13 protein-coding genes are annotated in these 14,999 nt (G+C 61.6%); 7 read left to right on the top strand and 6 right to left on the bottom strand.

Going from position 1 to position 14,999, the window contains the following annotated elements; genetic code table 11:
• Positions 1-22 precede the first annotated feature (22 nt).
• Genes FSY45_RS06150 through FSY45_RS06120 form a run of 7 tightly spaced genes read left to right on the top strand, consistent with a single transcriptional unit; the run spans position 23 to position 8,622 of the window.
• Complete coding sequence (locus FSY45_RS06150) at positions 23-1,366, top strand: histidine kinase (RefSeq protein ID WP_223305685.1); 1,344 nt, start codon at positions 23-25, stop codon at positions 1,364-1,366.
• A complete protein-coding gene (locus tag FSY45_RS06145; protein WP_039050191.1) occupies positions 1,363-2,697 on the top strand; it encodes a CpaF family protein in 1,335 nt (444 codons plus the stop codon). The genes FSY45_RS06150 and FSY45_RS06145 overlap by 4 nt, the downstream gene beginning before the upstream one ends.
• Complete coding sequence (locus FSY45_RS06140) at positions 2,690-3,658, top strand: type II secretion system F family protein (RefSeq protein ID WP_046461697.1); 969 nt, start codon at positions 2,690-2,692, stop codon at positions 3,656-3,658. Before FSY45_RS06145 ends, FSY45_RS06140 begins: the two co-directional genes overlap by 8 nt.
• A complete protein-coding gene (locus FSY45_RS06135; protein WP_046461610.1) occupies positions 3,658-4,611 on the top strand; it encodes a type II secretion system F family protein in 954 nt (317 codons plus the stop codon). The genes FSY45_RS06140 and FSY45_RS06135 overlap by 1 nt, the downstream gene beginning before the upstream one ends.
• On the top strand, positions 4,608-6,272 hold the full coding sequence (locus FSY45_RS06130) for a tetratricopeptide repeat protein (RefSeq protein WP_046461611.1): 1,665 nt from the start codon (positions 4,608-4,610) through the stop codon (positions 6,270-6,272). Before FSY45_RS06135 ends, FSY45_RS06130 begins: the two co-directional genes overlap by 4 nt.
• A gap of 17 nt (positions 6,273-6,289) precedes the next feature.
• The gene (locus tag FSY45_RS06125) at positions 6,290-6,715 is read left to right on the top strand and encodes a DUF3613 domain-containing protein (protein WP_046461612.1); all 426 of its coding nucleotides are present in this window, start codon (positions 6,290-6,292) and stop codon (positions 6,713-6,715) included.
• Positions 6,716-6,735: 20 nt separating this feature from the next.
• Positions 6,736-8,622 carry a TadG family pilus assembly protein gene (locus FSY45_RS06120; RefSeq protein ID WP_080944462.1) on the top strand — a complete coding sequence of 629 codons (1,887 nt, stop codon included), beginning with the start codon at positions 6,736-6,738 and terminating at the stop codon, positions 8,620-8,622.
• A gap of 6 nt (positions 8,623-8,628) precedes the next feature.
• On the opposite strand, the gene FSY45_RS06115 is transcribed toward FSY45_RS06120, so the two are convergent.
• The 6 genes from FSY45_RS06115 to apaG all read right to left on the bottom strand — a co-directional run bounded on the left by FSY45_RS06115 (position 8,629) and on the right by apaG (position 14,998).
• Positions 8,629-9,120 (bottom strand): CinA family protein, encoded by a 492-nt coding sequence (locus FSY45_RS06115; protein ID WP_046461613.1) that lies wholly within the window; start codon positions 9,118-9,120, stop codon positions 8,629-8,631.
• Between the two features lie 23 nt (positions 9,121-9,143).
• Entirely contained in the window at positions 9,144-9,737 is a 594-nt protein-coding gene (locus FSY45_RS06110) for a phosphatidylglycerophosphatase A (protein ID WP_080944463.1), read from the bottom strand.
• A gap of 22 nt (positions 9,738-9,759) precedes the next feature.
• Positions 9,760-11,376, bottom strand: coding sequence for a DUF4139 domain-containing protein (locus FSY45_RS06105; RefSeq protein ID WP_046461614.1), 1,617 nt, complete (start codon positions 11,374-11,376; stop codon positions 9,760-9,762).
• Positions 11,377-11,563: 187 nt separating this feature from the next.
• Positions 11,564-12,541: a thiamine-phosphate kinase gene (gene thiL, locus FSY45_RS06100; protein ID WP_046461615.1), complete on the bottom strand. Its 978-nt coding sequence runs from the start codon at positions 12,539-12,541 to the stop codon at positions 11,564-11,566.
• A gap of 62 nt (positions 12,542-12,603) precedes the next feature.
• Positions 12,604-14,571 carry a site-specific recombinase gene (locus FSY45_RS06095; RefSeq protein WP_012840120.1) on the bottom strand — a complete coding sequence of 656 codons (1,968 nt, stop codon included), beginning with the start codon at positions 14,569-14,571 and terminating at the stop codon, positions 12,604-12,606.
• A 19-nt stretch (positions 14,572-14,590) separates the two neighbouring features.
• Positions 14,591-14,998, bottom strand: a complete 408-nt coding sequence (gene apaG / locus FSY45_RS06090; RefSeq protein ID WP_003068330.1) for a Co2+/Mg2+ efflux protein ApaG — start codon at positions 14,996-14,998, stop codon at positions 14,591-14,593.
• Position 14,999 lies beyond the last annotated feature (1 nt).

Here is a 14,999-nt window from a genome sequence, read left to right as displayed (position 1 = left end):
GGGTAGAGGCATGAATATGCGCATGGACTCATCCCAACTCAATACCGCACAGCCAGGCTCGGTGAGCGGCAATGCGCGCGTGGTGCTGGTGACCCAGTCGCCATCGCACGCTTTCTGGCTGGCGAGTGTTCTGGGTAGCGATGCTGAAGTGATACCGGTGGCAGGCGATCTGGCTGCGCTTCACACTGCAATTTCGGCGCCTGGGCTTGGCGTGGTGATCGTGGATTTCTCGGCTCCCATGACGGAGGCTGCCATCGTCCTGGTCGGCGATCTGCGCGCCAGCTTTCCAGGTGTGGTGATCATGGGGTCCGGCTCTGCTGTCGAGCCCGCTTCCATGCGTGCTGCCCTGCGCTGTGGGGTGGCTGAATTCATTGACTGGGATGCGTCCGAAGGCGAGGCCAATGCGGCCATCAGGCATCAGATGCATGCACGCCGTCAGCTGCCTGCGGCTGTGGCGCTGGAGCCGGAGCCGGAAACCAAAGGTTTCTCCCTACCTTTGCTGGGGGCACGTGTAGGGATGGGGGTGACTACGCTGGCAACACATCTCGCCGTGATGTTCCAGGAGATGCATGCCTATGACATGCGAGGTAGCAAGAACAGAAAGCAGATTGCCAGGCCTTTTGGCGCAAGTCAGTTGCCGCTGGATGAGTCTGCACATGCGGCGTTGCTGGATCTGGGCTTGCCTGCACGCGATGGCTTGCTGTATCTGGGCATCGCGGGTGACTTCAGCTTTGTGGATGCGGTTCAGAATACGCGCCGCCTGGACGCGACATTGATCGAATCGGCCTTTGCCAAGCACGCCACGGGCACAGTGACTCTGGCCTGGCCTTCCGATCTGGGCATGCTGCGCGAAGTCAGCCCTGCGGCTGCAGCGGGCGTAGTCAACACGCTCAAGAGCTTGCTTGGGGTGCAGGTGATCGATCTGGGCGGCATGGTGCAGGCTGATTTTCTGGCGCCTTTGCTGCGCGAGAGCGGACAGGGCTGGGTGGTTTGTGACCAGTCGCTGGGAGGCATTGTGTCTACGGCACAGATGCTCAAGGAGCTTGATGCCAAGGGCGTGAGTCGCAGCACGCTCAAACTGGTGCTTAACCGATTCAATGCGCAAGCCGGCCTGCCCGCCAAAGAGGTCGCACAGCGCCTTGGCCTGGAATTGCTGCACGTGGTGCCGGATCGATCCACGGTTTTGCTGAATGCCGCCAGCTGTGGCCAGTTGTTGTCGCAGTCGCTGCGCGGTGATCCCTATGTGACCTGTGTCAGAAGCATGGCCAGAGCATTGCTCAGCGGAACGGTTGCGGCCAACAAGGTCGCGGCGCCAGCGTCGGGCGTTCTGGGGCAATGGGCCAAGCGATTGAGGAGAGGCGAATGAGCATGGATATTGTTTTCGCCGAAAAAAGCAGTCATTTTTCGGACTCCAAGCAACTGCTGCTGATCAAGAACGTCGCACACGAGCATTTGCTGACGCGTGTGGAGGAGCTGGGCGCGGTGTTTGCCAAATGGTCAACCAGCCGTGTGCGCCAGTTTGTGCACCAGGAGCTGGAGCAGTTTGTGCGTCAGCAGCGGTTTCCCGTCAATGACGAGGAGGTGCAATGGATTGCGCAGGCTCTGAACAAGGAGCTGTCGGGGCTGGGGCCGCTTGATGACCTGATGGCCGACCCGGAGGTCGAGGACATTCTGATCAACGGTTATCAGCGCGTATTCGTTTCGCGCAAGGGAATTTTGCAGCAGGAGGCCTTGCATTTCACCGACAACGCTCATGTGCTGCGCATCGTGCGCCGCATCATCTCACCGCTGGGCCGCCGCCTTGATGAATCCACGCCCATGGTCGATGCGCGCTTGCCGGATGGTGGCCGTATCAATGTGGTGATAGAGCCCTTGTCGCTGGACGGGCCTGCGGTGTCGATACGCAAGTTTCGCAATGATCCGCTGCGGGTTCAGGATCTGGTCGATTTCGGCACCATGGACGAAGGCATGGCCCGCTTGCTCGAACTGGCGGTGCGCGAGCGCTGCAATATTCTTATCAGCGGCGGTACCAGTTGCGGCAAGACCTCCATGCTCAATGCGATTGCGGGCTTTATCCCCGCCAATGAGCGGGTGGTGACGATTGAGGATACGGCCGAGCTGACGCTGCCTCACCCTCATGTGGTGCGCATGGAAAGCCGTCCCGGTGGCTTTGAAGGCGCGGGAGTGGTTTCCATTCGGGATCTGCTGCGCAACAGCTTGCGCATGCGCCCGGATCGTATTGTGGTGGGCGAGGTGCGCGGCGCGGAAGTGCTGGAGATGTTGCAGGCCATGAACACTGGCCACGATGGCTCCATGGCCACCATCCACGCAAGCTCTCCGCGCGAGTGTCTGCATCGCATGGAGATGCTTGCGGGCTTTGCGGGCTTTCAGGGCAGCGAGGTCAGCCTGCGCCGCCAGATCGCCAATGCGCTCGATTTCATCGTGCAGATCAGCCGTCTGCCCAATGGCAAGCGGCGCATCACATCGATCACCGAAGTCACAGGCATCATCGATAGCGTGATTGCCACGCAGGAGCTCTATCGCCACGAGCTGCTGCCCCAGAATGATGGAGAGGATCTGGAGCGTTGGACCACGCTGGGCATGGTGCCGCATACGCCCAAGCTGGCGCGCTATCGCGCGGTGCTGCAGCACGCCGGAGGCAACGGCGCAAACCATGCGGGACTGCGCCATGGCTAGCAATGCGTTTTTGCTCCTGAGTCTGGCGCTGCTGATTGCGGCTGCCGCGATTGCGCTGTGGATGCTTGCCAGCCGGCAGCAGAGGACGCACCGTATGACTAGGCATCTGGAGCAGAGCCTGGAAAAAAGCGCAGCCGCTGCGGCCGGGTTTGCTACAAAGGATGCAGCGGCATCGGCTTTTGATGGCTCCGTGGCGGATGCCTTACTGGGCAACGAGAAAAGAACAGGCTGGCCGGTTCCCGCCGTTTTGTTGGGGACGGCCAGTGCCAGACTTTTCTATGGCAGTCTGGCCTTGACTGTCGCGGCGTTTCTGATCGTTGGCTTTGCTGTTGGCTGGCTGGCTGGTAGTGCCGCGCTGGTGGTACTGGGAATTGGCTTCTTCTTTTTGCTTTATGCGCGGGCTCAGAAATACCGCGCCAGGCTCACGCAGCAACTTCCAGGCTTTCTTGATAACACGGTGCGCCTGGTGACTATTGGCAACTCCGTTCAGGCGGCCTTCCAGATGGCTGCAGCCAGCACCAAAGACCCGTTGCAATCGGTCATTGAAAAAGCCGCCAGTCTGGCCCGCGCGGGCATGGATCTGGAAAATGCGGTGGCCCATGTAGCGAGGCAGACCAGGTTGGACGAGTTGCACTTGCTGGCAGCTATTCTGCGCATCAGTGTGCGTTATGGGGGGCGGGTCGATCTGCTGCTGGAGCGTGTGGCCAATTTCATGCGCGACCGCGAGCAGGCCGAACAGGATCTCTCTGCCATGACGGCCGAAACGCGATTGTCTGCCTGGGTGCTGAGTCTGCTGCCGGTGGCCGTATGCAGTCTGATCATTTCCTTTAACGCGAGCTACTTTCTGCGCATGTGGAACGACGCTAGTGGGCGCAACTTCATCTGGGCGGCGGCGGTCCTACAAATCCTTGGTGTGGTGCTGCTCTACCGCATGGCCAAGCTAGATGAGGGGGCAGATTGATGGAGACATCCCGTCTTTTACTGATGCTGAGCGTGGTATTTCTGGCCTTGGCGGCGTTGATCGGAGCGGCTTTGATTGCCTATGCGCATCAGCGCCGTGAGCGCAGCAGTCAGGTGGTGCAGGCTGCGCTGAGCCGCAGCGGTTCAACAGCGGCGAATGCGACGACGGCGCCTGCCAGGCCCGCAGATCTGCTGCGCTCGCTCAATGGCGATGGCGACCTGCCTGCGCACTGGCTCAATACCTCGTTTGGCAAGGCGTTGGTTGCACAGGAAGACCGCATTTTGCTGAGCAAATGCGGATGGGGGTCGACTCGCGCGCAGCTGCAGTACCTGATAGCGCGTTGCGTAGTCTCTGTATTGCTTGTACTGCTTGCTGCCTTTGTTTTCTCGGGCAGCAGGCTATTTCTGCTCTACCTGTTTGCTGCGTTCACCATCGGTTTTCTGCTTCCCAAATGGGTGCTGCGCAGCGTGGCTCGTCGTCGCAGGGCCAGCGTCGCCCGCGAGCTGCCTTTGTTTGTCGATTTGTTGGGCTTGCTGCAAGGCACGGGAATGAGTCTGGACCAGACCCTACAGGTGATTGGCTCTGATTTCGGCAATGTCATGCCTGTGCTTTCGCGAGAGATACAGCTGGCCAGCCAGCAGTACAGCCGGGGCAGCACGCGTGAGCGTTCCTTTGCTCGCATGAGCGAGGTTTATCAGAACGACAACCTGGCCAATCTGACATCGCTGATGATTCAGATCGACAGATACGGCGGTGCCGTGCAGGAGCCGCTGCGCATTTTTGGCGAACGTCTGCGCGAGCAGCGCAAGGCCAAGATGAAGGAGTTGATAGGAAAGATCTCGGTCAAGATGACCGGCGTCATGGTGGTCACGTTGCTTCCGGCCTTGATCATCATTACCGCCGGACCGGGTTTTCTAGCCGTGATCCGGGCACTGGGAGGGATGACAAAATGAATAAAGAAAGCCGATATCTGATGCTGCCATTGGTGGCCGCAACCATGGCCCTGCTGTCGGGCTGCTCCGGCATGGGCAATCTGCTGGGGCAGAACCAGCCCGTGCTGTCGCCGGCGGCCAAGGCTGCGGCAGACAGGCCGCTGGAGAAGGAGGCGGTGGTCGACACACAGGACACCTACCTCTCTCTGGTCAAGCAGATGCAGTCCAAGTCGCTCTGGTATGCCTCCATCGCGCACCTGGATGCGCTTGACAAGCAGTGGGGTGCTTCCAGCGATTCGCGGCTGTTGCGTGCCGATGCATTGCGTCAGGTGGGGCAGCTCAGTGCGGCTATCCCCATTTATCAGGGCCTGCTGGGCAGCGCCAAGGATGGCGCCGCACGTTACGGCCTGGGTCGTGTGGCCGCAGAGCAGGGCGACTTTCGCAGTGCCGCTCAACAGATGGAGCAGGCGCGCATGAGCAATCCCGTGGACTCGCGCCTGCTGACCGATCTGGGCTATGCCTATCTGCGTGCGCATGATCTGAACGCTGCGCGCATTCCCCTGATGCAGGCGGCGCAGCTCAACCCCGAGGATGCACAGGTCAACGTCAACCTGAGCCTGTTCATGATGGTCAGCGGCCAGAGCGCGCAGGCCGAGGAATTCATGCGCCAGCGCAAGCTGGACGCACAGACCCAGCAACTGGTCAAGGAGCAGGCCGGGGAGTGGCTGAGGACTGCAAGCCTGGCAGCCGCAAAGCCTGCCGCGGCTGCGACCGGAAAGGTCGTCAACCTCTCCCGTCCGGAAGTGAAGACCGCGCCCGAGGCCGTGGCCAGTTCCGGAAAATCCGTCGAAGTGCCGGAGCCTGCTGCAGTGCAGGAGGTGCCCGCCGCAAAAAAGCCCGCACCGGAGCCTGAAGCCGCAAAGGCTCCGGTAGTGGTAGTCAAGGCAGCGGAGTCTGTGCCGTCTCGTTCTCATGTGCCCCAGACCCTGTTGCCGCTGCCCCAAGCGCAGCCCATGGTGGCGCGGAATGTGGAGCGGGCGCCCAGCGGTGGTCAGTGGATGGTCTCTGGCGGCAGCTTCGATGCAGGGCGACCGCGTCACCCCGGTCAGGGGGGGAGCCAGTTTGTGCCGGCAGCTCCGCAAACCTATGCCTACGTGCCGCCTGTGCCTGTGCAGACAATAGCTGCTCCTGTCGATGTAGCGGCTGCCGCGCCATTGGAAAGGGTTTCAGAGTCGAAGAAGTCTGAGGTGGCCATAATTAAAGCGCAACAAGCTCCTGTATTGATGGCAAAAATGGCACCACCCCTGGAGGTAGCCGTGGCGACGGCTTCTCAGTCCGCGAAGCAGGAGACGCCCAAGCCTGCACAGCCTCTACTTACCGAGGCGATGCCCGTAAAACTGCAGCAGACGCAGGCGGTACCGGCTCCGCGCGCCGAGCCTGCACCGCAGCCCGTGATCTCGCGCCCGACAAGATCGGCGCCGGAGGCTGCGGTGGTGATGGCTGCGGCACATCCTGCCGCCGTTCGCCAAGCCGGTGAATTCGGTAGCAAACAGGCCGTGCAAGCCCTGCTGCCCCAGCGAACGGCGGCGAGTGGCTTGTTTTTCGAGACACCTGATGAAGATGCCGGCAGCAAGCCTGCAGCTTCTGCCAAGAAGAGCGCGCCCGAGCGTGCCTGGCCCTGAACCTTCAAGGAGTCCCCATGAATACGCAGACAGCATTCACCCAACGGGCCCGCGCATTCACCCTGGCGTTGATGGCTCTCGGCATGGCCTCGGCCGCCTTGGCGCAGGCCAGCAGCAATACCGGCATCGGCACGGGCGTGACCAATATGAGTGCGCCCCGAAGTGCGGCAGCGATGCCTGCAGCATCTGCGCAGGCTGCAGTGACGCAGACACCGGCTCCAGGCAATACCTCTCTGACACAGCCTGCAAGCAATCGGGTGGGCGATGCCACCAGCTATCTGCTGGCGCTGCAGGCTAGTGGCCAGTACGCATCGCGCAATGCCTATCCCGTGACAAGCGATGTGGCCCAGCGCAGCTATCAGCGCTATCTGGAGAGCTTTACCCACAAGATCCCGGAAAGCACGGAAACACAGGTGAGCAGTAAAGCCGGCGGCAGCCGTTAGGTGGCCAAAGAGGTTCTTGCATGCAGTCATTTGCAACAGGCCTGAGCCGTACTCGCATTCGTCGCCAATCGGGCTCTGTGGCGACGCTGGGGGCGTTGTGGCTGATGATTGCCGTGATCTGCCTGGCAACCATCGATATCGGCAATGTGTTCTGGCAGAAGCGTGAGCTGCAGAAGATTGCGGATCTGGCTGCCCTGGCGGGGGCCCAGGGCGAAACCCCAGCAGCCTGCCAAGCGAATGCGGCTCGTATCGCGACATTGAACGGGATGACGGGTGTGCCGCAGGTTGAATGCGGGAACTGGACCCCAAGTCCCGGGGTGGCCGATACCAGGACGTATTTTGTGAATGGGGCCAGCCCCTTGAATGCTTCCCGTGTGACCGTTGCGCGAACGGTGCCGTATTTGTTCCTGTTTTCAGTAACTGCCGCGAATGGCCGTCAGGTCGAAGCCGTTGCAACTGCGGCGCGAAGCAGGCCGTTGGCACAGCTGAGAATCAGAAGCACCTTGCTCGTCATCGACGATAAGAAATCGGCCATTTTGAATCCGATCATTGGCGGTTTGTTGGGGGGGAATTTGAATATTCAGGCAGTGGGCTGGAACGGTCTGGCCAATGCCCATGTTTCCCTGCTCGATTTCTTCAAGGAATTGGGTGGGAAAAAAGGACTCATAGATATCAATGCGACCGTTATTGATTACGAGAAGATATTGGATGCGCCCATTTCGGCTCTGGATGTGGTCAACGTTATGCTGACGCTTTTCCAAAGGCCGATTTCCAATGGAGACTCTGCCTCCGCAGTCAATGCGGCGATTACCGCACTGAATGCCGTGATTGCAGCCAACATATCCAATGTGCAGATCACGCTTAGAAAAATATTGAATGTCAGTTCAGGCTTGCCGGAAGCTGCATTGCAGACGCAACTGAACGCCTTGAACATCATCCAGCTGCTGGCTCAGGTTTCAGGACAGAAGAATGGAGTGGCCGTCAAGGGAAATGCACTGGATATTCCAGGAGTGGCTGGCGTGAAGCTCAACCTGAAGGTGATCGAGCCGCCTCAGGCATCGGTGATTGCCGCCTTGCCCACCACCAGTGCATCCTCTTATGCCAATGCTGCAGTAGCGGTGAAGACCGCCCAGATTCAAGCACTGATATCGGTAGATCTAAAGGTGCTGGACGGCTTGTCCGGGCTCGTCAATGCACTGGGCGGTTTGATTGGCTTGCTGACCAGTGTCTCGCCTCAGCTGACAACGCTGCCCACCCGGTTCGATGTGCAGGTCGAAGGGGTTGGGGCGCAAGCTTGGGTTGAGAATGGTCAATGCTTGCCCACCAGGAGGATGAGGGTCCATGCCGAAACCTCGGTGGCCAAGATCCGGTTCGGGCGGTTCGGCAACTCTGCTGATGAGGCATTCACGAATGCCTTCAGCAAGAACCCATCGAGCTATCTGCAGCCCTTCAAGATTATCGATATAGGCCGCCAGCTTTTACTTTCCAGAGAGGCCGGCTATTACGGGGGAATAGGATTGAAGATTGACTCCTCTGAGGCCTTGAAAGATTCCAAGATATTCGATTTGAGTGCGCCCGACAGCCTGCTTTCCTTGAACAGCAACAATGAGGCATTTCAGAAATTCAGCATGAAGGGTTTGATAGCCAGCTTGCAGGGACTGTTTGGCAACAACAAGATCGAAGTCATTCAGCCTCCGTCCGGCAGCGATATCTTGGCCGGGCTGCTGGATCTTGTTACCAAGCTGGTTGCGGAAATTCTCAAAACATTGTCCACAGTGATTGCGCAAATCCTGGCACCTCTGCTGGACCCCGTATTGAATCAGCTCCTGGGACTTCTCGGGATCGATCTGGCGCAGGCCGAGTTGGAGGGGCGCATGGACTGCGGAACGGTTGCGCTGGTCTATTAGTGGCAATCAACGCAGGTTCTCAAGAACCGTCTTCAAGATGTGCGACATCGTTTCCAGACGAATCCGGGCCCGTGATCCCTGCAGATTCAGTCGCATGCTGTAGATCGATTGGCCCAGACCCCAGCCCACCCACACCGTCCCCACAGGCTTGTCGGCAGAGCCGCCACTCGGCCCTGCAACCCCCGTGACCGCAATGCTGACCTGGGCGAGTGAATGGCGAATTGCGCCTTCGGCCATGGCACGCACGACTTCTTCGCTGACGGCGCCGTGCTTTGCGATCAGCTCGGCGGGAACGCCCAGCATCTCGGTCTTGGCCTCGTTGGAGTAGGTCACGAAGCCACGCTCGAACCATTGGCTGGAGCCTGCGAGATCGGTGCAGGCTGCGGCAATCATGCCGCCGGTGCAGCTTTCGGCGGTGGCCAGCATCCAGCCTTTTTCGGTCAGTCTGGCGGCTAGTTGTCGTACCAGTTCTTCGATGCCGCTTGCTTGTGTGCTCATCGTCTCCTCCATGGCTTGCACAGTCAGAAGAAATGTCGCCAGAGAGCCACGACCAGCAGGGTGCAGAAAGCGGCTACCAGGTCATCCCACATGATTCCCCAGCCGCCGCGCGGGCCGAAGCCTTTGAACAGGCGGTCTGCCCATTTGACGGGCTGGGGCTTGACGGCATCAAAAAATCGGAACAGCGCAAAGCAGGCCAGCTGACCCCAGAAGCCCATGGGCATGCACAGCCACAGAACAATCCACATGGCGACCACTTCGTCCCAGACGATATGGCCGGGGTCGGCCACGCGCATATGCCTTGCGGTGACGGTGCAGGCCCACCAGCCTACGGGAATGCTGGCGGCAATCAGCCAGCCGATCTGTGCCGGGCTCAGCCACAGTGCCAGCACCAGGTAGGCCAGCCAGGCCCACAGGCTGCCCACCGTGCCGGGGGCGACGCGGGGCAGGCCGGAGCCAAAGCCCAGAGCAATCAGATGGGCCGGGTGTTGCAGCATGAACTTCACGCTGGGGTGGGCGATTCCCGCCGCACTCATGCCGGGGTGTGCTTTGTTATTGATAGCTGCTTGCGCAATATCGGAAGGCGCTGCAGCGCTGTTTGATGAGTCATCCGTCATGGCGTGATGATACGCGCCTGCCTTATTGCAGGCCGGAGATGGGCTGGTTTTCGGGGAAGCGGATCTGGTGCGTGGCCTGGAACTGGGCCGTGCTGCGGGCGGCCAGATTCTGCTCCCAGGCAACCATGCCGTTTTCCGCATTCCAGCTGATGGTGGCAGGCAGCGGGCTGTACTGCGACTGGACCTTGATCTGCTCATTGCGCGAAACAGGGGCCGAGTCCAGCACCTGCAGCGCGATGGGCTGGTTGTGACGGTTTTCGACGGCGTAGTTGCGCACGATGCTGCGCTCGGTCTTGCTGCTGACCCAGCCGCCGCTGCCGGTATGACTTTGCGCAGGCAGGCGGCGCACCACCACGTTGTCATCGCGGCCAAAAGACAGTCCTTGCGCCAGTGCCTGGGCGTTGCCAAAGTCCAGCCTGCCATTGCCAACTAGCGCCTCGTCACGCAGCAGCGCCACCGGGCCTGCGGGCCAGATGCCTGGCGGAGCCTGCAGCGTGGCAATCAGATAGGCCGCTTCTTCCATGGCCGGCGCGGTGCGGGTCAGCAGGCTGGTGGCGAGATTTTCCTGGCCTAGCGACAGCGTGATGCGCTCGGCGCTGGAGGGCACGCTGATCTTGTACGGCACGATGAATTGCGTGCTGTAGGCCGTGTTGATGCTGGAGACATCGAGCACCGGCAAGTCCGGTGCTGCTGCCTCTTCGCGCATTGCCCTGGCTCCGCCGCGCGCCATCATGGCGATGGGGGCTGGTGCCGGAGCGGCGGGGGGCAGTGGCTGGGCGATATCTACCATCCAGGGGCGCGGCATGACACCCTGGGTGCTGCGGCTGGGTTGGCCGGTGGACAGGCGCAGGCGCACATTGCTCCAGTCCTCGCCACTGGCCTGCACGACCAGGGCCTGGCGCTCCAGCTGCACCTGCTGCTTGGTGGTGTTCAACTGAGCGCGGTAGCTAGGCTGCCAGCTGGGGCCGCGCACCTGATAGCTCAGGCGCACATTGGCAGCGCGTGCGCTGGCCAGCTGCACGCTGACTTTCATGACCTGAGACTGCTCGGAGCCCGTGCGGTCGCGCTCTTGGCGCAGGGGCTGCAGCTGTGCCAGCAGATCCTGCTTCTGGCGCTGAATCTGGTGAGCACGCAGGCTGTTGTCGCGGCTGGTCTGGCGCAGGGCCTGGCTGGTGCCGGCGATCTGAGCGGGGCTGATTCTGGCTTCGTCGCCGGGCTTGCTCATGCCCTGCAGAAAATCGCCCACCAGCCTGGCTGCTCCTTCTTCGGCCTCGATGTTCGCGAGCTGATCCTCAAGGCTGCGAATCTGCTGGTCCAGCGGGCTGGTGCATTCCTTGGCAGCCATCTGCCTGGACTGCATCAGGGTCTTGATCTCACCCACGCGCACGCCTTCGTCGCCGCTGATCTGCAGGCTTTGCGTATCCACGCTGGCGGGCAGGCATTCAAAGCTGAGCAGGCGGGTCTGGGCTTCGATGCGTGCCTCGCGCTGTACGGCGGCGATGCCGGGATAGAGCGTGACCTCGGTGATGGGCGCGCGATTGCCCGAGACACTGAGGCTGCTGGCGTCGGCCAGGACGAGCCCGGGCAAAGCAGCTGCAATACAGACCATGGACACAGGCAGAAGACGGCTTGAACGCATTGGCAGCTCTTTTGGACAGTGGACAGGGACATGACTTACGCAAAATGGGTTCAGGCAAGACGACTGCCTCAGCAGGCAGGCCCTTGTTGCATTCCTATTTGCGTAAGTCCTAAGGGTTTGAGCTTAACCCAGGCGGTTTCCTATCCCTTTCCTTGTGCCTCTTGCGTCCGGATCACGTTCCTTGCGTTCATCCGCCGAAGTGGTCGAAGGATTTCCAGCGGTTTTGCAGCAGGGCTCCATTTGCGTCGATCACGCGCAGGCCCGGCTCGGCATCGATGCGGCCTATGCGATGCACGATCGTGCCGCTGGCAGCGCCTGCTGCCAGCACGTCGGCATGCCGGGCTACGGGGGCGGTAAAACACAGCTCGTAGTCATCGCCGCCTGCCAGTGTGCATTGCTGTTGCAGCTTTGAATCGAATTGCCATGCATCGCTGTGCGGATAGGCGGCTGCGGCCATCAAGGGCGTGGTGCAGCGGCTGTCTACCGTGGCCCCGACGCTGGACAGTTCCAGAATATGGCCGAGATCTCCGAGCAGGCCGTCGCTGACATCCAGCGCGCTGCTGGCAATGCCGCGCAGCGCCAGGCCCAGGGCCACGCGCGGCGTGGGTGCTTCCAGCCGCTGGCGGGTCTGTTGCAGCAGCTCGGCAGGCAATTGCACGCGGCCCAGCATGGCCTCCAGTGCCAGGCGTGCATCGCCCAGAGTGCCGCTGACCCAGATCTCATCGCCGGCCCTGGCGCCGCTGCGCAACAAGGCCTGGCCGGCAGGGACTTCGCCGAACACGGTAATGCAGATATTAAGCGGGCCGCCCGTGGTGTCGCCGCCGATGAGTTCGCAGTCATGGACATCGGCCAGGGTCAGCAGGCCGGTTGCAAATTCGCTGATCCAGTCTTCGTCGGCACGGGGCAAAGACAGGGCCAGCGTGAACGCCAGAGGCCTGGCGCCGCTGGCGGCCAGGTCGCTGAGATTGACGGCCAGAGCCTTGTGACCCAGCAGGCGCGGGTTCACGTCGGCAAAGAAATGGCGGCCCTCGACCAGCATGTCGCTGGAGATGGCCAGCTGCATGCCGGGGGCCGGGGCCAGTAGCGCGCAATCGTCGCCCACGCCAAGGGCGGCGCGACGTACGGGGCGCTGGAAATAGCGGCGGATCAGATCGAATTCACCCATGAAGTCTCTGGCCGCCCGCAATGCTGCGGCCTGGTGAGCCGCTGGTCGGCGGCGGTTGATGGTCAAGGCCAGAAAAAGCTCAGCGGCCTGCGCCAGAAGCGCTGGCGTATGGCCTTGTAGATGCGCGAGCGGTCCACGCCGCTGACGTTGTGGGCACGCAGGGCGACGCGGAAAGCCAGGTAGAAGCTCACTCCCACATTCAGCGCCGCATTGAATGGCAGCATGGCCACTGCCCACCACAGCAGATCGTCATGCAGCACCTCCCAGCCCAGTGATGCCACGGCCACGCCGATCTGGCCGGTGGACAGGGTGACGTGGCGTACTTCCAGCCCCAGGCCGAAGAAGGCCGCAAATGCAGGCACCAGGCCCAGCATGAAACCCAGCGAGATATTGGATGCCAGGCTGGAGACATTCTTGCGCAAGAAGCTTGCCCAGCGATCCGCGCGGCCCGTGCCCAGAAAGCGTGTGATGCGCGGGTTGTAGCGAATCACCGAATCGATGTTGCGCAGCACAAACCAGTTCTCCGCACCGCCGGCAATCAGGCTGCTGACAAACAGCAGCACGCCGGTAAAGGCGGCGAAGAGCACGGACGGCCCCAGCAGACTCAGCGAGTCCAGCACCTGGCGCGCATGCGGGGTGCTGAGCGCCTGGTGCCCGACAAGATAGGCGTAGCCCAGCGACAGCAGCAACGCCCCGGGGAAGACGATGAGCACGTTGCCCAGAATGGCGGCCACCTGGGAGCGCACCAGATGGGCGACTTCGTCGACGAATTCCTGGATGGATCCATCACTTTGGATGTCCTTGAGCTTGGCCGCCATGGCCGGCGCCGTCATGGCCGGCTGCTTGGTGGCCACCGTGAAGTGCAGCATCTGGATCAGCACAAAGCTGATGGCGTAGTTGAAGCCCGCAGCCAGCCCTGACCAGAAGACGGACAGGCCCAACGCATACAGTGCAAACTTGGCCAGCGTGGTGAAGGCCATCACAAAGCCGCCGCCCGCGGCCTTGGCGACCATCTTGCGATATTCGCTGCCGTCGCGGGTGATGTAGTGCTCGCCGGTTTCGGCACTGCGCTCGGCCACCTTGGCGGCCAGCAAGGACGAGTTGGTGGACATCAGCGCACGCACGCTTCGGCGCTCTATGCCCACGGCCACGAGGTTGGAGAGCAGCTCGGACGTCTCGTAGGCACGGTCTTCTGCCAGCAGGCAATCGAGCAGGCGGCGAATGCGCAGAATGCGCGCACGCACCTGGCGCAGGCGGAAGATCAGGCCGACGGAAATGCCTTCGGCCTCGACATAGGAGTACACCGAGGACACTGCGGCGCGGCAGGCCTCGAGCCGTTCGCGCAGCTGGGCGGCTGCGGCGTCGCGCCTGTCGGTGGTGCGCAGTGGCAGCATGACCTCCACACGCAGGTTTTCCACATCGTGGATCAGCGCATGAAACGGCTTTTCCTCGCGTGCCTGCTCGCTCATGCGCAGACGCAGCTCTGGGGCAAACCCCGTGGAGAGAATCTGGCCCGCGCAATAGGTGATGGCGTCAAGCAGGTTGCGCTCCCAGAAGCTCACGCCTTCTTCGAGCTGTTGCGGGGTCAGCAAGGTGGTGATGCGGGCCATGAGCTGGCTGTCCAGCGCATGCAGCCAGCGGGCGTCAAAACGGTCGGGGAAGACCAGCATGAACAGCTCGGAGGCGTCCTCGGTCTCGGGCGTGCTGGGCAGCAACTTGTAGCGCAGGCGCTCGGCAACCTCGCTGGCCATGGCGGTGCGCGGGGCAAAGCCGAAATCGGCCAGCAGGGCGGTGATGTCCACCGTCTCCATCAGCGTCTGGCTCCAGCGGCGCAGCCGGGCCAGGGCTTCGGGATCGGCCTCGAAGGCCTCGACGATCTGTTTCACGCGCTGCACGGCGCCTTCGACAGAGGGTTCGGCTGCGCGTATCCATTCGGCCAGATGGATCAGCCACAGATGGCGTTGCGCAAGGCCAGCATCGGGGTCCAGGGACGCCAGCAGGCCGGGCAGGTCAAGAGTGCTTTTCTTCATGCAAATGTGGGTGCTTGCCTCAGTGCAGAACGCGCTTCTCGGGCATGGGCATGGGGTCGCCGGAGTCATTCATCTGCAATACGAAGAGCGGAATCTCGCACTCGAAGGTCTCGCCCTCGTGATTCACGCAGAGATAGCTGCCGCGCATGGTACCCGTGGGCGTGCGCAGCTGGCAGCCGCTGCTGTACTCGAAGGATTCACCGGGCTGCAGCAGCGGCTGTCGGCCCACCACGCCCAGGCCTTTGACCTCTTCGACATGGCCCAGCTCGTTGGTGATGATCCAGTGCCGCGCAATCAGCTGCGCGGGCACCTCACCCGTGTTGGTGACGGTAATGGTGTAGGAAAACACATAGACGCCGGCGGCCGGAGCGGATTGCTCGGGCAGGTAGGCGGGCTGGACTTGGACCAGAAACTCATTCATCGGCATG

The sequence above is a fragment of the Comamonas sp. Z1 genome (genome assembly GCF_008121555.1).
GTDB classification, from domain to species: domain Bacteria; phylum Pseudomonadota; class Gammaproteobacteria; order Burkholderiales; family Burkholderiaceae_C; genus Comamonas; species Comamonas thiooxydans.
The sequence above is the reverse complement of the archived record's forward strand: the minus strand, read 5'-3'. Positions and strand labels throughout refer to the sequence as shown.

Coding starts and splice junctions, on each gene's coding strand:
- FSY45_RS06150 (WP_223305685.1), top strand. CDS start 23: ATGGACTCATCCCAACTCAATACCGCACAGCCAGGCTCGGTGAGCGGC.
- FSY45_RS06145 (WP_039050191.1), top strand. CDS start 1,363: ATGAGCATGGATATTGTTTTCGCCGAAAAAAGCAGTCATTTTTCGGAC.
- FSY45_RS06140 (WP_046461697.1), top strand. CDS start 2,690: ATGGCTAGCAATGCGTTTTTGCTCCTGAGTCTGGCGCTGCTGATTGCG.
- FSY45_RS06135 (WP_046461610.1), top strand. CDS start 3,658: ATGGAGACATCCCGTCTTTTACTGATGCTGAGCGTGGTATTTCTGGCC.
- FSY45_RS06130 (WP_046461611.1), top strand. CDS start 4,608: ATGAATAAAGAAAGCCGATATCTGATGCTGCCATTGGTGGCCGCAACC.
- FSY45_RS06125 (WP_046461612.1), top strand. CDS start 6,290: ATGAATACGCAGACAGCATTCACCCAACGGGCCCGCGCATTCACCCTG.
- FSY45_RS06120 (WP_080944462.1), top strand. CDS start 6,736: ATGCAGTCATTTGCAACAGGCCTGAGCCGTACTCGCATTCGTCGCCAA.
- FSY45_RS06115 (WP_046461613.1), bottom strand. CDS start 9,120: ATGAGCACACAAGCAAGCGGCATCGAAGAACTGGTACGACAACTAGCC.
- FSY45_RS06110 (WP_080944463.1), bottom strand. CDS start 9,737: ATGACGGATGACTCATCAAACAGCGCTGCAGCGCCTTCCGATATTGCG.
- FSY45_RS06105 (WP_046461614.1), bottom strand. CDS start 11,376: ATGCGTTCAAGCCGTCTTCTGCCTGTGTCCATGGTCTGTATTGCAGCT.
- thiL (WP_046461615.1), bottom strand. CDS start 12,541: ATGGGTGAATTCGATCTGATCCGCCGCTATTTCCAGCGCCCCGTACGT.
- FSY45_RS06095 (WP_012840120.1), bottom strand. CDS start 14,571: ATGAAGAAAAGCACTCTTGACCTGCCCGGCCTGCTGGCGTCCCTGGAC.
- apaG (WP_003068330.1), bottom strand. CDS start 14,998: ATGCCGATGAATGAGTTTCTGGTCCAAGTCCAGCCCGCCTACCTGCCC.